General features: G+C 66.6%; 9 protein-coding genes and 1 tRNA gene. 8 read left to right on the plus strand and 2 right to left on the minus strand.

Annotated elements, in window-relative coordinates; translation table 11 throughout:
• The first annotated feature begins 50 nt into the window (after nucleotides 1–50).
• The 8 genes from WC326_06865 to WC326_06900 all read left to right on the plus strand — a co-directional run bounded on the left by WC326_06865 (nucleotide 51) and on the right by WC326_06900 (nucleotide 16,648).
• Complete coding sequence (locus WC326_06865; protein ID MFA7330780.1) at nucleotides 51–2,093, plus strand: M3 family metallopeptidase; 2,043 nt, start codon at nucleotides 51–53, stop codon at nucleotides 2,091–2,093.
• Nucleotides 2,094–2,427: 334 nt separating this feature from the next.
• A complete protein-coding gene (gene gdhA, locus WC326_06870) occupies nucleotides 2,428–3,771 on the plus strand; it encodes an NADP-specific glutamate dehydrogenase (GenBank protein MFA7330781.1) in 1,344 nt (447 codons plus the stop codon).
• A 168-nt stretch (nucleotides 3,772–3,939) separates the two neighbouring features.
• Nucleotides 3,940–6,654: a PAS domain S-box protein gene (locus WC326_06875; protein MFA7330782.1), complete on the plus strand. Its 2,715-nt coding sequence runs from the start codon at nucleotides 3,940–3,942 to the stop codon at nucleotides 6,652–6,654.
• A 29-nt stretch (nucleotides 6,655–6,683) separates the two neighbouring features.
• Nucleotides 6,684–7,052, plus strand: coding sequence for a VOC family protein (locus tag WC326_06880; protein MFA7330783.1), 369 nt, complete (start codon nucleotides 6,684–6,686; stop codon nucleotides 7,050–7,052).
• 374 nt (nucleotides 7,053–7,426) lie between these two features.
• Nucleotides 7,427–9,412 (plus strand): hypothetical protein, encoded by a 1,986-nt coding sequence (locus WC326_06885; GenBank protein MFA7330784.1) that lies wholly within the window; start codon nucleotides 7,427–7,429, stop codon nucleotides 9,410–9,412.
• A 237-nt stretch (nucleotides 9,413–9,649) separates the two neighbouring features.
• Nucleotides 9,650–12,178, plus strand: coding sequence for a T9SS type A sorting domain-containing protein (locus WC326_06890; protein MFA7330785.1), 2,529 nt, complete (start codon nucleotides 9,650–9,652; stop codon nucleotides 12,176–12,178).
• 478 nt (nucleotides 12,179–12,656) lie between these two features.
• Nucleotides 12,657–15,605 (plus strand): PEP/pyruvate-binding domain-containing protein, encoded by a 2,949-nt coding sequence (locus WC326_06895; GenBank protein MFA7330786.1) that lies wholly within the window; start codon nucleotides 12,657–12,659, stop codon nucleotides 15,603–15,605.
• A gap of 200 nt (nucleotides 15,606–15,805) precedes the next feature.
• Nucleotides 15,806–16,648 carry a laminin B domain-containing protein gene (locus WC326_06900; GenBank protein MFA7330787.1) on the plus strand — a complete coding sequence of 281 codons (843 nt, stop codon included), beginning with the start codon at nucleotides 15,806–15,808 and terminating at the stop codon, nucleotides 16,646–16,648.
• A 52-nt stretch (nucleotides 16,649–16,700) separates the two neighbouring features.
• Here the strand turns inward: WC326_06900 and WC326_06905 are convergent.
• Together WC326_06905 and WC326_06910 are read right to left on the minus strand one after the other, a co-directional pair.
• A tRNA-Gln gene (locus tag WC326_06905) sits at nucleotides 16,701–16,771 on the minus strand.
• 64 nt (nucleotides 16,772–16,835) lie between these two features.
• On the minus strand, nucleotides 16,836–18,545 hold the full coding sequence (locus tag WC326_06910; GenBank protein MFA7330788.1) for a hypothetical protein: 1,710 nt from the start codon (nucleotides 18,543–18,545) through the stop codon (nucleotides 16,836–16,838).
• Nucleotides 18,546–18,577 lie beyond the last annotated feature (32 nt).

Genomic DNA, 18,577 nt, shown 5'->3' on the forward strand with positions numbered 1-18,577 from the left:
TGCTTTGGATGGTTCGTTTGAAATCCACCATTAGATAGACGGGACCCCTCATGAGTCAATCCACCGATCCCTTCGCCCCTTTCCAGGTGGCGGACGACGAGTTCAAGAGCCTGGTCTTCGACGGCATCGCCGTGGAGCACTACCTGCCCGCCGTGCGGGAAGGCCTGCAGCGCACGCGCGCCCGGGTGGAGGCCATCAAGTCCAACCCCGCCCCACCGGATTTCCAGAACACCATCGTCGCGCTGGAGCGCGCCAACGAGGATCTGGAACTGGTGGCCGGCGTCTACTTCCTGCTCTTCGGCGCCCACGGCACGCCCGAGTTGCACGCCCTCTCCGACCAGATCAGCCCGCTCCTGGCCGAGCTGGAGTCCGATCTGAGCCTGGATCCCGTGCTGTTCGCGCGGATCGAGGCCGTCCACAGCCAGCGTGCCGGGCTGGGCCTGGACCCGGAGTCCCTGCGCCTGCTGGAGAAGACCTGGCTGGGCTTCACGCGCAACGGCGCCCTGCTGCCCGAGGAGAAGAAGGCCCGCCTGCGGGCCATCGACCAGGAGCTGTCCACCCTGAGCCCGCAGTTCTCCAAGAACGTGCTCAAGGCCACCAACGCCTGGGAGCTGCATCTGACGGCTGAGTCCGACTTGGCCGGCCTGCCCGAATCCGCCCGCGCGGCCATGGCCCACGAGGCCTCCAAGCGCGGCAAGGAGGGCTGGGTGGCCACGCTGCACGCCCCGTCGATGATCCCGTTCATGACCTACAGCGCGCGCCGGCCGCTGCGCGAGCAGATGTGGCGTGCCTACAACAGCCGGGCCCTGGGCGGCGAGCTGGACAACCGGCCGCTGATCCGCAGCATCGTCGCCCTGCGCCAGGAGCGCGCCAAGCTGCTGGGCTACGCCACGCATTCGCACTACGTGCTCGAGGAGCGGATGGCCCGCCACCCGGGCGAGGTGCTGGGCTTCCTGGACCGCATGCTGGCGGCCTCGCGCCCGGCGGCGGAACGCGACGTGGCCCAGGTGCGCGAGTTCGCCCTGAAGCAGGACGACCTGCAGGAGCTGCGGCCCTGGGATTTCGCCTACTACAGCGAGCAGCTCAAGAAGCACCTGTTCGACTTCGACGAGGAGGTGTTGCGCGCCTACTTCCCGCTGGAGCGCGTGCTCGAGGGCATGTTCCAGGTGGCGACCCGCCTCTACCAGCTGGACTTCGAGGAGCGCAAGGAGATCTCCACCTGGCACGAGGACGTGCGCGTCTTCAAGGTGAGTCGCGCTGGCGCGCTGGTGGGCCTGTTCTACGTCGACCTCTTCCCGCGGGACACCAAGCAGGGCGGCGCCTGGATGACCGGCCTGCGCGACCAGGGCCTCTGGCGCGGCTCGCCCACCCGGCCCCACGCGGGCATCGTCTGCAACTTCACGCCCTCCTCCCCCGAGCGCCCCAGTTTGCTGCGGCTGGATGAGGTGCGCACGCTATTCCACGAATTCGGCCATGCCCTGCACGGCCTGCTCTCGGAGTGCACGTACCAGTCCATGGGCGGCACCTCGGTCTACTGGGATTTCGTGGAGCTGCCCAGCCAGATCATGGAGAACTGGACCACCGAGCACGAGGCCCTGGCGCTGTTCGCCGGCCACTACCAGACCGGCGAGCCCGTCCCGGCGGAGCTGATCGAGAAAGTGCGGGCGCTGCGGACTTTCCAGGCGGGCTACACGTGCCTGCGGCAACTGAATTTCGGTCTGCTGGACATGGCCTGGCACGGCAAGGAACAGGATCTGCAGGAGGACCTGGAGGCCTTCGAGCTGCGCGAACTCGAGCGAACGCGCGTGCTGGCCCCCGTGCCGGGCACGTCCACGTCCACGGCCTTCAGCCACATTTTCGCCGGCGGTTATTCCAGCGGCTATTACAGCTACAAGTGGGCCGAGGTGCTGGATGCCGACGCCTTCGAGGCCTTCCTGGAGGAGGGGCTGTTCAACCCGGCCACGGCCGAGCGCTTCCGCGCCCACATCTTGAGCCGGGGCAACAGCGCGCATCCGATGGATCTGTACGTGGCCTTCCGGGGCCGCCAGCCGGATCCCGAGGCCCTGCTGCGCCGCGACGGTTTGATTTCCTGAACAAAGACGGAGTTCACAGCGGGACTCCTGCTGAGGGTCTAACAAGGGAAGCCGGCTCTGTCGGCTTCCCTTTTTCATGATTCCGGGGCGGCGCCCGGGTGTCTGCCCCGGCTCGGGGCCGGGAAATTGGTTCATTTCCGAGTGCCGTGAGCGGGCGGCCGCCTTGCGCAAAGGAGAGGACGGAACTACCTTTGCCCCGCATCCAGGACGCGGGTCTGAAAACCGGTCCTGTTCCTTGCTTAACAGGCAGACTCCTGGCTCCCCACGGGGAGCTTGACATCAGGTGGGCCAACAGCGGCCCGGTTGACAACGGGTTAACGAAGAGGAGAGACCCGTGAGCAGTGCGTATATCAGCAAAATACTGGATGGTGTGAAGACTCATCATCCGGGACAGCCTGAATTCCATCAGGCGGTCGAGGAAGTTCTGACCTCCTTGGAGCCCGTGCTGGCTCGCCATCCGGAATTTGAGCAGAATGCCATTCTGGAGCGCATGGTGGAGCCCGAGCGCGTGGTCATGTTCCGGGTGCCCTGGGTGGACGATCAGGGCAAGGTCCAGGTCAACCGCGGCTACCGCATCGAGATGAACAGCGCCATCGGCCCCTACAAGGGCGGCCTGCGCTTCCATCCCACTGTCAACCTGAGCATCCTCAAGTTCCTGGCCTTCGAGCAGGTCTTCAAGAACAGCCTGACCACGCTGCCCATGGGCGGCGGCAAGGGCGGCTCCGACTTCCAGCCCAAGGGCAAGAGCGACAACGAAGTGATGCGCTTCTGCCAGAGCTTCATGACCGAGCTGTCCCGCCACATCGGCCCCAACACCGACGTGCCGGCGGGCGACATCGGCGTGGGCGGCCGCGAGATCGGCTTCATGTTCGGCCAATACAAGCGCCTGCGCAACGAGTTCACGGGCGTCCTGACGGGCAAGGGCATCGGTTGGGGCGGCAGCCTCATCCGCCCGGAAGCCACGGGCTACGGCGCCGTGTACTTCCTGGAGGAGATGCTGAAGAAGAAGGGCCAGGACCTCAAGGGCAAGACCGTTTCCATCTCCGGCTACGGCAACGTGGGCACCTTCATCGTCGAAAAGATCAACGAGCTGGGCGGCAAGGTCGTCACCCTGGGCGACGAGTACGGCTACGTGCATGATCCCGACGGCATCAAGGGCGAGAAGCTCGAGTTCATGAGCACGCTCTGGGCCGTCTACCGCAAGAGCGCCAAGGAGTACGCGGACAAGTTCGGCGTGACCTGGGTGCCCGGCAAGCGTCCGTGGGAAGTCAAGGTCGACGTGGCCATGCCCAGCGCCTGCGAGAACGAGCTGGACGCCGCCAGCGCCAAGACCCTGGTGGCCAACGGCTGCATCGCGGTGGTGGAAGCCGCCAACATGCCCTGCACGCCGGAAGCGGTGGAAATTTTCCACGCCAACAAGGTCTTGTTTGCCCCGGGCAAGGCGGCCAACGCCGGCGGCGTGGCCACCAGCGGCCTGGAAATGAGCCAGAACAGCCTGCGCATGTCCTGGAGTCGCGAAGAGGTGGACGCCCACCTGCATCGCATCATGAAGAGCATCCACGAAGCTTGCTACACGGCCGCCGAGACCTACGGCCACCCGGGCAACTACGTGGTGGGTGCCAATATCGCGGGCTTCCTCAAGGTCGCCGGCGCCATGCTGGACCAGGGCATCGTCTAAGCCCGGGTCGATCCTGATTGTGCGGCGGCGCTCCCGGTTGGGGGCGCCGCTTTTTGCTCCTGTTGTCCCGGCCTCCGGCGACCGATAACAAGAATGGAACCATCAACGCTTCGGCGACCGATAACAAGACCAGCACTCCCGAGACCGTGACAGGGAAGGAACCCGCGCATGTCCGCTGCCCAGCCTGCCCCCGCCCTGCCCGCCGGACTGCTGGACGACCTGTTCACGCAATCCGCCCTGCCGCTGGTGATCCTCGATCCGCTCAACCTGGAATTGCTGGCGGCCAATCCGGCGGCGGCCCGCCTCTACGGCTGGCCTGACGGGGCGGCGCTGCGGGGCCGCCCGCTGCTGGAGCTGCTGGCGCCCGACCAGCCCGGCGGCGAGGACTCGCGAACGGCACTGGCGCGGCGCGTCCAGGAGGCCGAAGCCGGGGGACTGGCCGTTTTCGAGTGGCTCCACCAGCGGCCGGACGGCGGCCGCTGGATGGCCGAGGTCCAGCTGATGCCCCTATGCGCCGGGAAGCGTCGCCTGCTGCACCTCACGCTGAGCGACCTGACCCCGCGCCGCCGGGCGGAGGACGCCCTGCGGCTCAGCCAGGCCCAGCTCCTGGCCACGCTGGAGAACACGCCCCACGTGGCCACCCAGTGGTTCGATCGCCAGGGCCGCGTGCGCTTCTGGAACCGGGCCTCCGAGACCCTGTTCGGCTGGAGTGCCGGCGAGGCCCTGGGGCGCACCCTGGAGGACCTGCTCTACTCGCCCGCGGAGGGCGCGGCCTTCCGGGAGATGCTGGCCCGAATCGAGGCCACGGGCCAGCCCTGTGGGCCCTTTGAATCGCCCTTTCACCACCGGGACGGGCACGCGGGCTGGCTGCTCTCCACCACCTTCGCCATCCCCATGGGCGAGGGCGAGCCGGGCTTCGTCTGCATGGACGTGGACATCAGCGAGCGCAAGGCCGCGGAGGCCGCCCTGCGCCTATCGGAGGAGAAATTCGCCGGTGCTTTCCGTGCCTCGCCGGACGCCATCAGCCTGTCGGATCCGGCCACGGGCCGGCTGGTGGAGGTCAACGAAGGCTTCACGCGCCAGCTGGGCTGGACGCGGGCCGAGGCCGTGGGGCGCCCCTCGCGGGAGTTGAAGCTCTGGGCCGACCCGGCGGAACGCGACCGCTTCCTGGTCCGCCTGCGCGCCGAGGGCCACTTGCGCGACGTGGAGGCCCGGGTGCGGCGGCGGGACGGGACCTTGATCGACATGCGCCTGTCCGCCGAAACCCTGCGGGTGGGCGACGAGGAGCTGCTGCTGCTGATCGCCCGGGACGTGACGGAGCAGAAACGCGCCGAGGAGGACCTGCAACGCGAGCGCGAGTTCACCCAGGCCCTGCTGGACAGCGTGCCGGGCATGATCTACCTCTACGACGAATCCGGCCGGCTGGTGCGCTGGAACCGCAAGCACTCCGAGTGGACCGGCTTTTCGGACGAGGAGCTGCTGGGCCGCAGCGTGCTGGACTGGTATCCCGACGAGGAGACCCGGACGCGCGTGGTGGCCGCCCTGGAACGGATGGGCACCCAGGGCCACGGCGAGGTGGAGGCCGAGCTGACCCGCAAGGACGGCAGTCGCGCCCCCTTCTACCTGACGGGCGTGCCGGTGACCATCGGCGGGCGCAGCTACTTCACGGGCATCGGAATCGACATCAGCGAGCGGCTCAAGGCCGAACAGGAGCAGGCGCGGCTGCGCGACCAACTGCAGCAGGCGCAGAAGATGGAGTCCATCGGCCGGCTGGCGGGGGGCGTGGCCCACGACTTCAACAACATGCTGGGCGTGATCCTCGGGCACGCCGAGCTGGCGCTGGCGGAGGTCCCGGCGGAGCAGTCCGTGCGTGCGGACCTGGAAGAAATCCACAAGGCGGCCCGCCGCTCGGCGGACTTGACGCGCCAGCTGCTGGCCTTCGCGCGCAAGCAGGCCGTGGCGCCGCGCAAACTGGACTTAAGCGAGACCGTCGCCGGCATGTTGAAGATGCTCAAACGCCTGATCGGCGAGGATATCGATTTGAGCTGGCGGCCCGGCGCGCCGCCCCTGACCGTGCACATGGATCCCTCGCAGCTCGACCAGCTCCTGGCCAACCTCTGCGTCAACGCCCGGGACGCCATTCGGGGCGTGGGCAAGGTCACCATCGAGACCCGCTCCGCCCACTTCGACCAGGCCTATTGCGATCAGCACGCCGACAGCCAGCCGGGCAACTACGTTCTGCTGGCCGTCAGCGACGACGGCTGCGGGATGGACAAGGAGGTGCTGTCTCACCTCTTCGAGCCTTTCTTCACCACCAAAGCGCTGGGCCAGGGCACGGGCCTGGGCCTGGCCACCGTGTACGGCATCGTGCGGCAGAACCAGGGCTTCGTCAATGTCTACAGCGAACCCGGCCAGGGCACGACGTTCCGGATCTATCTGCCGGCCCTGGGCGGCGAAGCGGAACCGACGGCCGGCGATGCCGGCGAAGCGCCGCGCGGACGGGGTGAGACGGTGCTGCTGGTGGAGGACGAGGCGGCCATCCTGAACCTCTGCCGCAGCATGTTGGAGGGGCTGGGCTACCAGGTGCTGGCCTGCGGCAATCCGCGCGCCGCTCTGGAGTTGGCCCGCCAGTCCGCGGGCGTGGACTTGCTGCTGACGGACGTGATCATGCCCGAGATGAACGGGCGCGATCTGGCCGCCGCCCTGGCGGAGCTGGCCCCGGGCCTGCGCTGCGTCTACATGAGCGGCTACACGGCCAACGTCATCGCCCACCACGGCGTGCTGGATCCGCACGTGGTCTTTCTGCAGAAGCCCTTTTCCATCCGCGACTTGGCGCTGCGCGTGCGCCAGGCGCTGGATGGGCCGCCGGAGCCGATCCGCTGAACCCTTGGCCCCAGCCGACAGGAGAGCCCATGCCCACCACCCAGGTCCGCCAACTCCACGTGCTGGCCGTCTATGTCAGCGACTTGGAGGGCGCACGCGAGTTCTACAAGACGCAGTTCGGTTTCGAGGAGGCGGGAGAAATGCCGCCCGGCCTGCTGCTGCAGGGCGGCGGGGCGACGCTCTACCTGGAGGAGGGGCGGCTGAGCCGACCGATGGACGAACCCGTCGCCGAGATCGCGCCCTGCTTCGGCACGGAGAGCATCCGGGCCAGTTTCGATTCACTGGCCGCCGCGGGCCTGACCATCCTGCTGCCCTACACCGAGTACAGTCCGGTCTTCGCCATGTTCGCCGTGGCCGATCCCGACGGCAACCGGATCGAGTTCGCCGGGCGGCCCTGAGCCGGGGCTGAGGGGAGCAGATCCTCACCACAGAGGCACAGAGGCACAGCGGTTGAATAGGTCTTGGACTTGACCTCGGTTGTGGCAGCACCACCCTTATGACCCATTACCCACGAAGGCACAAAGGCTCGAAGACGATTTGTGTCACGCGAGGTGAAGCCCGTCAGGGCTGAACCAGAACCTGGGTGAAGCCGTCAGGCGAACCAACTACTCGGTGGCAGGAAGGACGAACTGCCGCCAGCGGAAGCCCGCCGGGAGGCGGGCTGACTCTGGCGGGTGAGAAAAAGCGCCTCTTTGGCTCCACCTTTCTGGCGCCAGCAGAAAGGTGGCAATCACGGCTTGTCTGCATGGATAAAGCTTGCGTTTTTGGTTGTGTGAAAGCCACTCCCTTCCTGCTCATCCTGCTGACAATCCTGACCCACTCGGCGGAGGCGCGCCGCTCGCTGGTGGTGGCCGCCGGCGACAGCTTGTGCCTTGACGGGCTGGAGCTGTGGGCGGGCGCCGCACCCGCCCTGGTCTGCCGCGGCAGCCTGGTGCTGGAGAACGCCCGGCTGCGCGCGCGCCGGGGCTCGCAGGAGCCGCTGGTGCGCGTGGAGGCGGGTGGCCGCTTGTGGCTGAAGAACTGCCGCCTGGAGGATGCGCGCTCCGCTGGACGGGCCGACGAGCGGGCCTTGATCGAGCTCAGCGGCGGTGAACTGACTCTGCAGTTCAGCACGCTCTGGACCCGCACGGCCCGTTCGTTCCTGAGCCTGGAGTCCGGCGCGCAGGCCCGGTTGAATTCCTGCCTGTTCAGCGCCGCGACCCCCGGCGATGTCACCTGGTTCCAGCTGGCTCCCCGCTCACAACTCGAGGCTGCGTGGTGTTTGAGCGACGCGTGCGGGGCGGATTCCACCTACAAACTGCCGCAACTGGGCGGCCTACCGCAGTTGCGCGGCCTGCGCGCCATTCCCGCGGCCCGGCTGGTGGACCCTGCGCACGGCGACCTTCGACTTCGCTGGGATTCTCCTTGTCTGGATTCAGGCGCGCCCGGCGCGCCGCTGGATTTCGACTTGACCCAGGCGGACGTGGGCTGGACGCCGCGCTATCCCGTCCAGCAGCTGAGCGGCCCGCAGAATCGGCGGCGCCTGGCCCGCGGCTGGTATGAAGGGCAGGGGGAGGTGGACTTCCGCTCGCCCCGGCTGCGTGTGGACGACGGCGTGGTGCTGCGCCTGGCGCCCGAGGCCCGGTTGTTCTTGGGCTCCCGGGTCGCCCACGGGAGCCTGCGGCTGGGTCGGCCCGGCGGCGCCCGGCTGGCCCTGGTGGGCAGCCAGCAACCGGAGCTGGGCGCGGCGCGGGACTGCTGGATCGGCCCAGCGGCGGCGCGGCGCGCCATTCCGCTGCAGGCCCACGGGTTGCTGATTCACGAGGGCTTTGCGGAGGGCGTGGGCTTCCGCCATCTGAGCCTCAGCCTGCAGGCGGATTCGACGCGGCTGTCCCCCGCCTTGCAGGGACCGCTCTGTCTGTTGGAGTGTCGTGCGCGCCTGGCCGATTACGAGTTCTTGAGCCGGGCCGGCGACAAGATGCCGGCCCGGATGGGTGCCCTGCTGGTCCAGGGCGGCGAGCTGGCCCTGCGGAATTGCCGCTTTGATGGCAGCCAGACGCGCAGTTTTGCGCCGGTGATCCTGGCGGGGGTTCGGGCCCTGCAGCCTGGATTGGACAGCTGCGATTGGCGTGCCACGACCGGCGGGGCCGGCCTGGGCTTGCTGACCCTGGACAGCCAGGTTCGGCTGACGCGCTCGCGTCTGTCGGATTTTCCTACCCAGATCCTGGCCCTGGCTTCGGACCTGCACCTGGAATCGGACGCCGGCAATCTGCTGCGCCAGGACGGCCTGTGCTCCCGGGGCCTGATCCAGCTCCAGGATTCCCGCCTGGCCCTCTGCGAAGGCGGCAACCAATTTGTTCAGTTCCCGTACGCGCCTTACGTCCAGTCCCGCGGTCTACGTCCGTCCGGCCAGGTGGATTGGAGCGGCAACTATTGGTCCCACTGCGTGGGGCCGGGGCTAGGCTGTCGTCCAGTGGGACAGGTTCCGCGCTGGGTGGATCCCGCCATGCACTGCCTATCCGACGGCTGGGCGTGGCCCGCCGGCGACCTGCGACCAATGCCCGGCCCACTGGCGGAACTGGAGACCTTCCAAGACTGGCTTCCCCTGACGGTGGTGGAGTCAGGCCCGGCAGACGGTCAATCGGAAGATCGAACCCGCTTTGCCGCCGACGTGAGACAGTTGGTGCTCGAGCTGGAGGACCCGGACCCCGCCCGCCGCGAGACGGCCCCGTCGCGCCTGTTCCGCCGCCTGGGCGAGGGTCCCCGGCAAGAACCATGACGCGGCTGCGGCTGTCGCTCTTTTCACCACAGGGGCACAGTGGCTGGATAGGTCTTGGCTTGGGTTGGGCGTGACGCATCCGAGAGTCCGCTTGAACACGAAGTCTTGAAGACTCGAAGACGGGCTGGTTATGTGAAGTAAAGCCCGCCGGCTGTCCCGGCACGGCTTTCACCACGGAGTCACAGACCTGTGTTCGGTGTGTCCGAGGCGAGGGATCGAACCCATTAGGAGAGCGCCATGCGCGGCGTCCTGCTCATGCTGATTTTGGGTTGCTGGGTTCCCGCCCAGGCCACGTCGCTGCGCGTTCCCGGCGATGTGCCTACAATTCTTGGCGCGCTGGCCGCGCTCCCCCCTTGTGACACCATTTGGGTGGATCCAGGGCGCTACGAAGAGCACCTGGACATCCCGGACCGCAACCTGACCCTCCTCTCGCGCTTCGCTCAAACCGCGGACAGTCAAGACATTCTAGAGACCATCCTTGACGGCACCAATACCGGCACGCTGATCAAGGTCCATTCGCATGGTCACAACCGGCTAGTGGTCCATGGGTTCACCTTGACCGGAGGCTGGGCTAGCCGCAATGGTAGCGGTATTGAGAGTGAGTGGACGGGCGGGGCCGTACACTTGGAACCCCGCGCTCGTGTGGAACTGAAGGATTGCCTCTTCACGGGCAACAATGGAGAATACAATGTCAACGGATACTGTATTTGGTCCCGAATGGTTGAAGAAGCGGGTCAGTTTGTTTTACCACAAAGTGTAAGATTGGATCACTGTTGTTTTTCCCAAAACATCAATGCGACTGCTCCAGTATTTGGTGGAATTAATGTGATGGCCGGTGCGGACAGCGTGTATCTTGAGGATTTGACATTTCTAAACAATGCAGTGGATGGCGGAAATTCATTTGTCATGACAGCCAATTCTTATACCTACGCGAGTCGAGTGAAAGTCTCAGGGCTTCGAAACACCATGGTGGATCAGCATGGGGTTGCGCCCAATATTCTTGCCCTGGGTGGATACAGCCATACGGAAGCGAGGCATTTTCGGTTAGAGAATTGTACCATTCGTGGGAACTCCATGTTCTCCTTCACATGCGTCGACTCGATGATCCTGGACGATGTGACCGTTCGCGGGAACCGCCTTCTGCCCACAGAAAATAGCAATGACGTGTTCTCCGCGTATGGCACCTGGTTTGATGCGCGGAATCTGTTGGTGACGGAGAATATCGCCGCATATGGTCCTATCCTTGGTCTGGGGTCATATATAGATCCTGTGGTCGAGTATTACCATTTGGGCCAATTGGAGAATCTGACATACACCGACAATTTTGTTGGAGATACACTTTCCGTCGATTCTGATCAATCGTACGCTCAATTAGGTATCGGAGCCGTGACTATGCGCAATTGTCGCTTTGAGCGGAACACCAGCGCTTGGGCCGGTTTACTGAGTGATAATGGCATGTCATGCCATGACATCTTCCGTTTTTCGCCGCCGTATAACCCGGTGGATTCTCCCAACCAAGTGATCGAGGACTGCCTCTTCCAGGACAATTGGGTGCTGGATGGGGATGACTATCCGGCAATTTTGGCACTTCCTGGTGAGGATGTTTGGCCTGCGCCGAATCGGGGCCGGGTCTTTTCCTACATCCCTGGATTTATGGGAACCTTGACACTTCGCCGTTGCGTGTTTCGAAACAACAAGCAGCCGAACATCGCCCCGGAATGGAAGACGGACTGGTTTGACCCGGAGGTGGGGTCCACAGTGGCCGTGGGGTACTACAGCGGCCCGATGCCTTCCCTAGTGCTGGAGGACTGCCTACTGGAAGACAATGACGATGGCAACCTACACGTCGGCATCAATGGGGTCTTCCAGCAGGTAGAGATCCGGAATGTGATCATCCATGGTGGACGTTCAGGCTTGGTGGCCGCAGGTCCGCAATTGCGCATTCACAATGTGCTGATCGACAGTGTACGCCAGCAGTTGTCGTGGCCGGACCCAGATTTTTCCTATACCCACGCGTTATGGGCAGGTTCGAATGGCGATGGCCTTGTCAGTAATGCGACCATCGTTAACTGCGACGTGCCTTCTTTAATCGAAGGTTTTGGATATCTCGACATTCCTGCCACTCGTTTCCTCAACATCCTCTGCGCCAACAATACTTACACTCAGCTCATGTCCACGCGTTGGCAGCCGCAGACGCGTCTGGAATATTCCTGTCTGCAGGAGCCCTGGGCGGGCACCGGCAACTTCGTGGCGGAGCCCGGCTTCGCCCAGGGGGCGCAGATCCCGTACCTCCTGGCGGAGGATTCCCCCTGCGTGGACGCCGGGGATCCCGATCCCAGTTGGAATGATCCGGAAGATCCCCAAAATCCCGGTTGGGCAGCCTGGCCGGCACAAGGCACTGTGCGGGCGGACGTGGGCTGGCTGGGCGGACCCGGAGTACCGGCCCTGCTGGATTGGGTGGATGTCTCGCATTTGCCGGAGTACCCGGCCACGCGGCCCCAGCGCGCCAGCTTGGGCCAGCCGTATCCGAACCCCTTCAACCCCGTGACGCGGATTCCGCTCAACCTGATCCGGCATTCTCTTGTGAAGCTCAGCGTGCACAACATGCTGGGCCAGGAAGTGGCCGTGCTGCAGAACGGTGTCTTGCCGGCAGGCGATTACGCCTTCACCTGGGATGCGGCGGGCCTGGCCTCGGGCGTCTACGTGATTTCGCTCGGGATCAACCTGGACACGGTCCAGTCGAGGACCGTGACGCTGCTGCGCTGAGGCTGGTCCGGTATTTCACCACGGAGACACAGGGGCACAGAGCTCACAGAGGCGATTGGTCTTTGCTTGAGTTGGGCGTGACACATCCGAGAGTCCGCTTGAACACGAGGGCTCGAAGTCTCAAAGATGAGTTAGATACGCGAGGTGAAGCCCGTCAGGGCTGAACCAGAACCTGGGTGAAGCGCGAAGCGCGAACCAACTACACGGCTTCAGGAAGGACAAACTGCGGCTAGCGGAAGGCCACCGTGAGGTGGCCTGACTCTAGCCGTTGAGAAAAAGCGCCTCTTTGGCTCCACCTTTCTGGCGCCAGCAGAAAGGTGGAAAACAAGGGTTCCGGCAGATGAAAGGGACGCGGAGAACCCCCATCCCAGCCTAACCGGCCGTGCCTTCTCCCTTGCAGGGGGAAGGAGGGCCTTGCCGTGTTACCTTGCCGAGGAGACCCGAGCCAGCGCAGCAACACCGCCCCGCGAGGAAATTGATGAGCCGCTACCGCTTCGACCACATCGCCGGCTTCCAGGAGCTGATCCAGAACCGCGTGAACGACATCCTGCTGGTGGCCAGCATGTACGACGCCTTCCTGCTGGCCCAGGACGGGCAGCTGCAGGACCTGATCACCAGCGAGTTCGCCAACCTCAACCTCGTTCACGCGCCCAAGATCACACGGGTCAGCCGGGCGGGCAAGGCCCTGGACGTGCTGCAGCAAGGCGCTCACTTCGACCTGATCTTGCTCACGGCCAACGTGGGCGACATGCACGTGCTGCAACTGGTGCGCCAGCTGCGCGCCTCGGGCGTGACGGCCCCGGTGATCCTGCTGGCCTATGACAGCCGGCACCTGGCGCCGCTGCTGAACAGCCAGGACGAAGGGCTGATCGACCACGTCTTCGTCTGGCAGGGGGACTTCCGCATCCTCCTGGCCATCGTCAAGCTGGTGGAGGACAAGCTCAACGTTGAGCACGACAGCCGCGTGATGGGCGTGCAGTCCATCATCCTCGTCGAGGACAACGTCCGCTTCTACAGCTCCTACCTGCCCAGCATCTACACCGAGATCGTCCAGCAGGCCCACCGGCTGATGGACGAGGGCCTGAACCTCGCCCACAAGATGATCCGCATGCGCGCGCGGCCCAAGATCCTGCTGGCCCGCACCTATGAAGAAGCCTGGGAGGCCTTCGAGGCCCAGAAGGACCACCTGCTGGGGATCATCACGGATCTGGAGTTTCCCCGCGCGGGCCGGGTGGACCCCGACGCGGGCATGCACCTGATCCAGGCCGTGCGCGCCGTCAGCCCCGAGCTGCCCATCCTGCTGCAGTCCAACCAGCCCCACGTCCACGAGCTGGGCGACCGGCTGGGCGTGGGCGCTGTGCACAAGAACAGCCGCAACCTCTTGAAGGAAGTGCGGCACTTCATGCGCGACAACTTCGGCTTCGGCGATTTCACCTTCCGCCTGCCCGACGGCACGCCCATCGCGCGGGCCCGCGACCTGCAGGGCCTGGAGAAGCAGCTGGCCGGCATCCCCGAGATCAGCCTGCGCTTCCACGCCGAGCGCGGCCACTTTTCCAAGTGGCTCAAGGCGCGCACCGAGTTCGCGCTCTCCAGCCTGCTGGAGCCGCGCCGGGTCAGCGAGTTTGCCAGCATGGAGGCCATGCGCCACTACCTGATCGACCTGCTGGGCGCCTACCGCCAGGCCCGCACCCGGGGCATGGTGAGCGAATTCAACCCCGAGACCTTCGATCCGCGCAACAGCCTGGCGCAGATCGGCAAGGGCTCCATGGGCGGCAAGGCCCGCGGTCTGTCCTTCGTGCGCCACCTGCTGGCGCTGGGCGACCTGGGCCACCGCTGGCCCGGCGTGCGCGTCTCCATCCCGCCCGCCGTGGTGCTTTGCACCGAGGTCTTCGACCAGTTCATGGAGCTCAACGACCTGCAGGAGTTCGCGCTGGAGTGCGACGACGACGCGCTGATCCGCCAGCGCTTCCGCCAGGCGATCTTCCCGCCGCTCTTCCAGCTGGATTTGCGCCACCTGGTGGAGCTGATGGACCATCCGCTGGCCGTGCGCTCGTCCTCGCTCTTGGAGGACAGCCAGTACCAGCCCTTCGCCGGCATCTACCGCACCATCATGCTGCCCAACCACGCGCCGGAGCTGGACCGGCGCCTGCACGAGCTGCTCGACGCCATCAAGCTGGTCTACGCCTCCACCTATTCGCGCGCGGCCAAGAGTTACATGCGCTCCACGCCCTACCGGATGGAGGAGGAGAAGATGGCCGTGATCGTGCAGAAGCTGCAGGGCGCGCTGCACGGGGACGTCTACTATCCGGCGATCAGCGGCACGGCGCGTTCGACGAACTTCTATCCCACGGCGCCGGCAGAGGACAAGGACGGCGTGGCCTCCGTGGCGCTGGGCCTGGGGCACCTGGTCTCCGAGGGCAGCGAGACCATCCGCTTCTGCCCCAAGTATCCGCGTCACCTGGGCCTCTACATGAACGCGGGCGAGGCCCTGCAGTACTCGCAGAAGCAGTTCTACGCGTTGCGGGTCAGCCAGGACAGCCACGTGGGCGCGGCCGAAGGCGCCGAACTCGAGCTGCTGGGGCTGGAACAGGCGGAGCAGGACGGCAGCCTGGCCTGGGTGGGCTCGGTCTACTCGCACGAGAACGACGCCGTCTTCGACGGCCTCTCCCGGGCGGGCCAGCGCTTCGTCTCCTTCGCCCCGGTGCTCAAGCACGAGCTCTTTCCCCTGGCTGAAATTCTCTCGCGCCTGCTGCGGGTTGGCGCCCGGGGCATGAGCCGCCCGGTGGAGCTGGAGTTCGCGGTGAACCTCTTTCCCGCCAGCGGCGAACGGCGCGAGTTTTCCATCCTGCAGATGCGGCCGATGGTGCTCTCGATGGAACTGGACGAGCTGAGCCTGGAGGCGGAGCCGGAGCAGGTGATCTGCCGCAGCGAGTCCGTCCTGGGCGCCGGCCGGCTGGACGATCTGCGCGACATCCTGGTGGTGGACGTGGAGAGCTTCGAGCGCCGCCACACGCGCCAGGTGGCCGCGGAAGTGGGCGCCTTCAATCGCCAACTGGTGCAGGAGGAGCGCGGCTACCTGCTGGTGGGCGTGGGGCGCTGGGGCAGTTCGGACCCCTGGCTGGGCATCCCCGTCAGCTGGGACCAGATCAGCGCCGTGCGCGTCATCGTGGAGGCGGGGTTCCGCGACCTGATCGTCACGCCCTCCCAGGGCTCGCACTTTTTCCAGAATTTGACTGCGTTGGGCATCGGCTATTTCACCGTGAACCCGGAGCAGGGTCAGGGCGAACTGGATTGGAGCTGGTTGCTGGGCCAGCCGGCCTTTCAGCGCGGGGACTTCGTGCGCCACCTGCGGCTGGAGCAGCCCATCTCGGTGCTGATGAACGCGCGCAGCCGGGCGGGCGTGATCATCAAACCCGCGGACTGCTGAGCGCGGACTGCTACGCGCGGGCCGCTAGGCGCGGGCCACGTGGCACCGGACTGTTCAATTTCCGACGGCATGAGCCGGTGCTCTTTGATCAAATGCGGAACAAAGAGCATTTGCCCGCTTTGGGCATGAGCTTTTCTTCATTGGCGTGCGAGTTGCTTCCCTCCCTGGCTTGCGGATCCACCAAGCATCTGGGAGAAGGCATGAACACTCGACACAGCATCGCCGGCTGGGGCCGGAGCGGGCTGGCGGGCCTGGGCCTTGGCCTGCTACTGGTTTCCGCCCCGCGCGCGGCCTGGCACTGGAGCTTCGATACGGATCCCCAGGGTTGGGTGGTGGCGGACCTGGACACGGCCGGACCCTATTATCCGCCCCTGGCCCAGTACAGCCTGAGCCACAGCACGGCGGGCGGCTGCGTGGGCGGCCACGTGCAGCGGGCGGACCCCAGCAGCAACAGCTACGCTTTCAGCCTGCCGGTGGAGCAATTGCCGGAGAATCAGGACTGGAGCGGCGGTCGGCTGACCTTCTGCCTGCGCAGCACGCACAGCAACTGGACCAGCGAGTCCTTCGTGATCGTGGTGGGGGGCAACGGCACGGTTCTACGAGCGCCTATCCCGTTGCCCAGCCCGGCTTGGTCCAGCTACGACCTGGCGCTGGAACCCCAGAACTTCATCCTGATGAACGGCGCCCAGCCCGATGCCGCGACCTTCCAGTCCGTGCTGGGTCAAGTGGAGGCCCTGTTCATCATGGCCGAGTACGGCGCGGCCGTGCAGGAGACGACGGGCCTGGACGAGGTACGGCTGCGGCCGGCCTGCCAGCCTGTGGACGTGCCGCTGGTCTTGGCCGAGACGGCGGGGACGCCGGAGGCGCCGCGGGTGAGGCTGGCCTGGGGAGAGGTGCCGGGGGCCTGGGACTACGAAATCCTGCAACTGGACGGGGCCTGGGGTGTGGCGACACCGGTGGGCAGCACGGTTTCAACGCAGTGGGAGCTGCCGGTGGAGGGCCCGGGGCTTGGCTTCTATCAGGTGCGGGCCCGCTGCGAGTGAGACCGGCCGGACAGTCTGGAAACGCGTAGGGACACGGCATGCCGTGTCCCTACTACCCCGCCCGGATTCGAACCAGGAACATCAGTACCAAAAACTGAGGTGTTACCATTACACCACGGGGTACTGGCCGCAAGGTGGCAAACCGGGCCTCCCCGTGCAACGCGCCCGCTCCAGCAGGGGCCGCGCGTCATAAGGGGCTGCGCCAGGCCAGGCTCCAGTCCAGCGCCCGCGCTTTCGGCTCGGACACGCCCGCCCGGCGTTGTTCCAGCGTCGCGACTCCCATCCCCAGCACCAGACTGCCCAGAGTCCGCCGGCGCCACTCCACGCGCCAGGCGCCCTCCAGCCCCAGCCGCAGCCAGCTGTCCTCCTCGCGCAGCCCGGCCAGGAAGGGGGCTTCCGGCGCATCCAGACCCTCGCGGTGCGGTAGCAGCCGGTCGCCGCCCACGTTCTCGCCCAGCGGATTGGCGCCGTGTTCCAGCCGGCTGCCGCGCAGAGCCAGAATCCAAACCCCCGCCAGTTCCAGCCGGCCTGCCCGCAGGCGCGGTCCCGGCGCTTCGTGGCGCCATTCCCAGTCCAGTACGCGCGAGTTGGGCTGGGCCGTGGCGCCCAGGGACTGGCCGCCGTGGTCGAAGCGGTTGACGGAATAGAAATGCCCGTACGTATAGGGACGCACCTGGGTCCATTCCGCGGTGAGCCAGCTGATGCCCGGCAGGGTCAGCGGACCCAGCCGCATGGCCCGGCCCTCCGTCACGGGCAGGGGACAGCCACTCAGGCCCGCCAGCCAGGCCGTGCGCTGGCCCTCGGCCGCGCCACCCAGGTCTGACAACGAATAGTCGTCGACGCAGAGTTCGCCGTGCAGGTCCCAGGCGCCGGGCAGTTGCCGCGGCAGTCGCAACCGGCCGTCCAGGGCCAGCAGAACGTTGTCGCGGTCGCCCGCGGCGTGCTGTTCGCTCCAGAACAGGCCCGTGGGCAGCAAGGCCCCGGGGCCCGGCCGGCGGTCGCCCAGCACCAGTAGCTCGCTGATCCCCAGCCCGCCCCAGCGGCCCGTCCAGTCCAACCGGTGGGCGGCCAGCCACTTCTCCCGCCAGGGCAGCTTGACAAGACCCGAGGCGTCCCGCCGGGCCAGCAAGCTGTCCGCTTCGCCGCTGAACAGCTCGCCCACGGTCTGGGTGTAGCGCAGGGGTCCCCAATCCGCCTGGAAGAGGAACTGGGACCAAGCGGGCGCGCGGTCCCCCTGAAGGATCGTCGTGCGCAGCAGGCCCGAGCCCCAGCGCAGGTGGTCGCGCAGCAGGGCCAGCCGGGCGCGGCCCGAACCCAGCGGCCATTCCAGCACGGCCCCCGCCCGCTGCTCGTCGTGGGTCAGGCTGCCGTCCGTCTGGATCTCGCTCCAGCGCCAGATCTCGCGGTCCTGGAACAGGGGATGGGTCGTCCAGTCCGTGGCGCCGCTCACCCCAGCGTCCCGCACGTGCAGCCAGGCCCCGCCACCCGTGCCCCAGCTCAGCTCCAGGTCCAGCCCGTTGGCGCTCTCCGCCAGCCGGCCCGTGCTGTCCTGACGCAGGCTCCAGCCCCGGCTCTCCAGCCGCAGTCCCAGCGCCACGCGCAGGCTGTCCAACTGAACGCCCAGCCAGGGACCCGGCTCCGTGCCCAGCGGGCGGGTCTGGTCCAGCCAGTGGAGGACGGGCGTGGCCGGGGCCGCGCGCCAGTCCCGACGCGGCAGGGGCCAGGCGGCGGGCGGCGCGCTCGAGTCGCGCTCCAGCAGCCAGGCGCGGCTGGCCGCGGCAAAGGCCGGGCCGCGCGGACTGTCCAGCAGCAGCTCGTCGCCCGCCGGCAGCAGGGACGGCAGACCCAGGCCGAGCCAGAGGGCCAGGGCGGTGCGACAGGCGGAAGAGGGGCTCATGCACGGCTCGCGTTGGGGGTGATCGGGGCGTC

It is taken from the genome of Candidatus Delongbacteria bacterium, assembly GCA_041675285.1.
Lineage (GTDB): Bacteria > CAIWAD01 > CAIWAD01 > CAIWAD01 > CAIWAD01 > CAIWAD01.

Excerpts from the sequence above, each read along its gene's own strand:
- WC326_06865 (MFA7330780.1), top strand. The coding sequence starts at position 51 with ATGAGTCAATCCACCGATCCCTTCGCCCCTTTCCAGGTGGCGGACGAC.
- WC326_06875 (MFA7330782.1), top strand. The coding sequence starts at position 3,940 with ATGTCCGCTGCCCAGCCTGCCCCCGCCCTGCCCGCCGGACTGCTGGAC.
- WC326_06880 (MFA7330783.1), top strand. The coding sequence starts at position 6,684 with ATGCCCACCACCCAGGTCCGCCAACTCCACGTGCTGGCCGTCTATGTC.
- WC326_06890 (MFA7330785.1), top strand. The coding sequence starts at position 9,650 with ATGCGCGGCGTCCTGCTCATGCTGATTTTGGGTTGCTGGGTTCCCGCC.
- WC326_06895 (MFA7330786.1), top strand. The coding sequence starts at position 12,657 with ATGAGCCGCTACCGCTTCGACCACATCGCCGGCTTCCAGGAGCTGATC.
- WC326_06900 (MFA7330787.1), top strand. The coding sequence starts at position 15,806 with ATGAACACTCGACACAGCATCGCCGGCTGGGGCCGGAGCGGGCTGGCG.
- WC326_06910 (MFA7330788.1), bottom strand. The coding sequence starts at position 18,545 with ATGAGCCCCTCTTCCGCCTGTCGCACCGCCCTGGCCCTCTGGCTCGGC.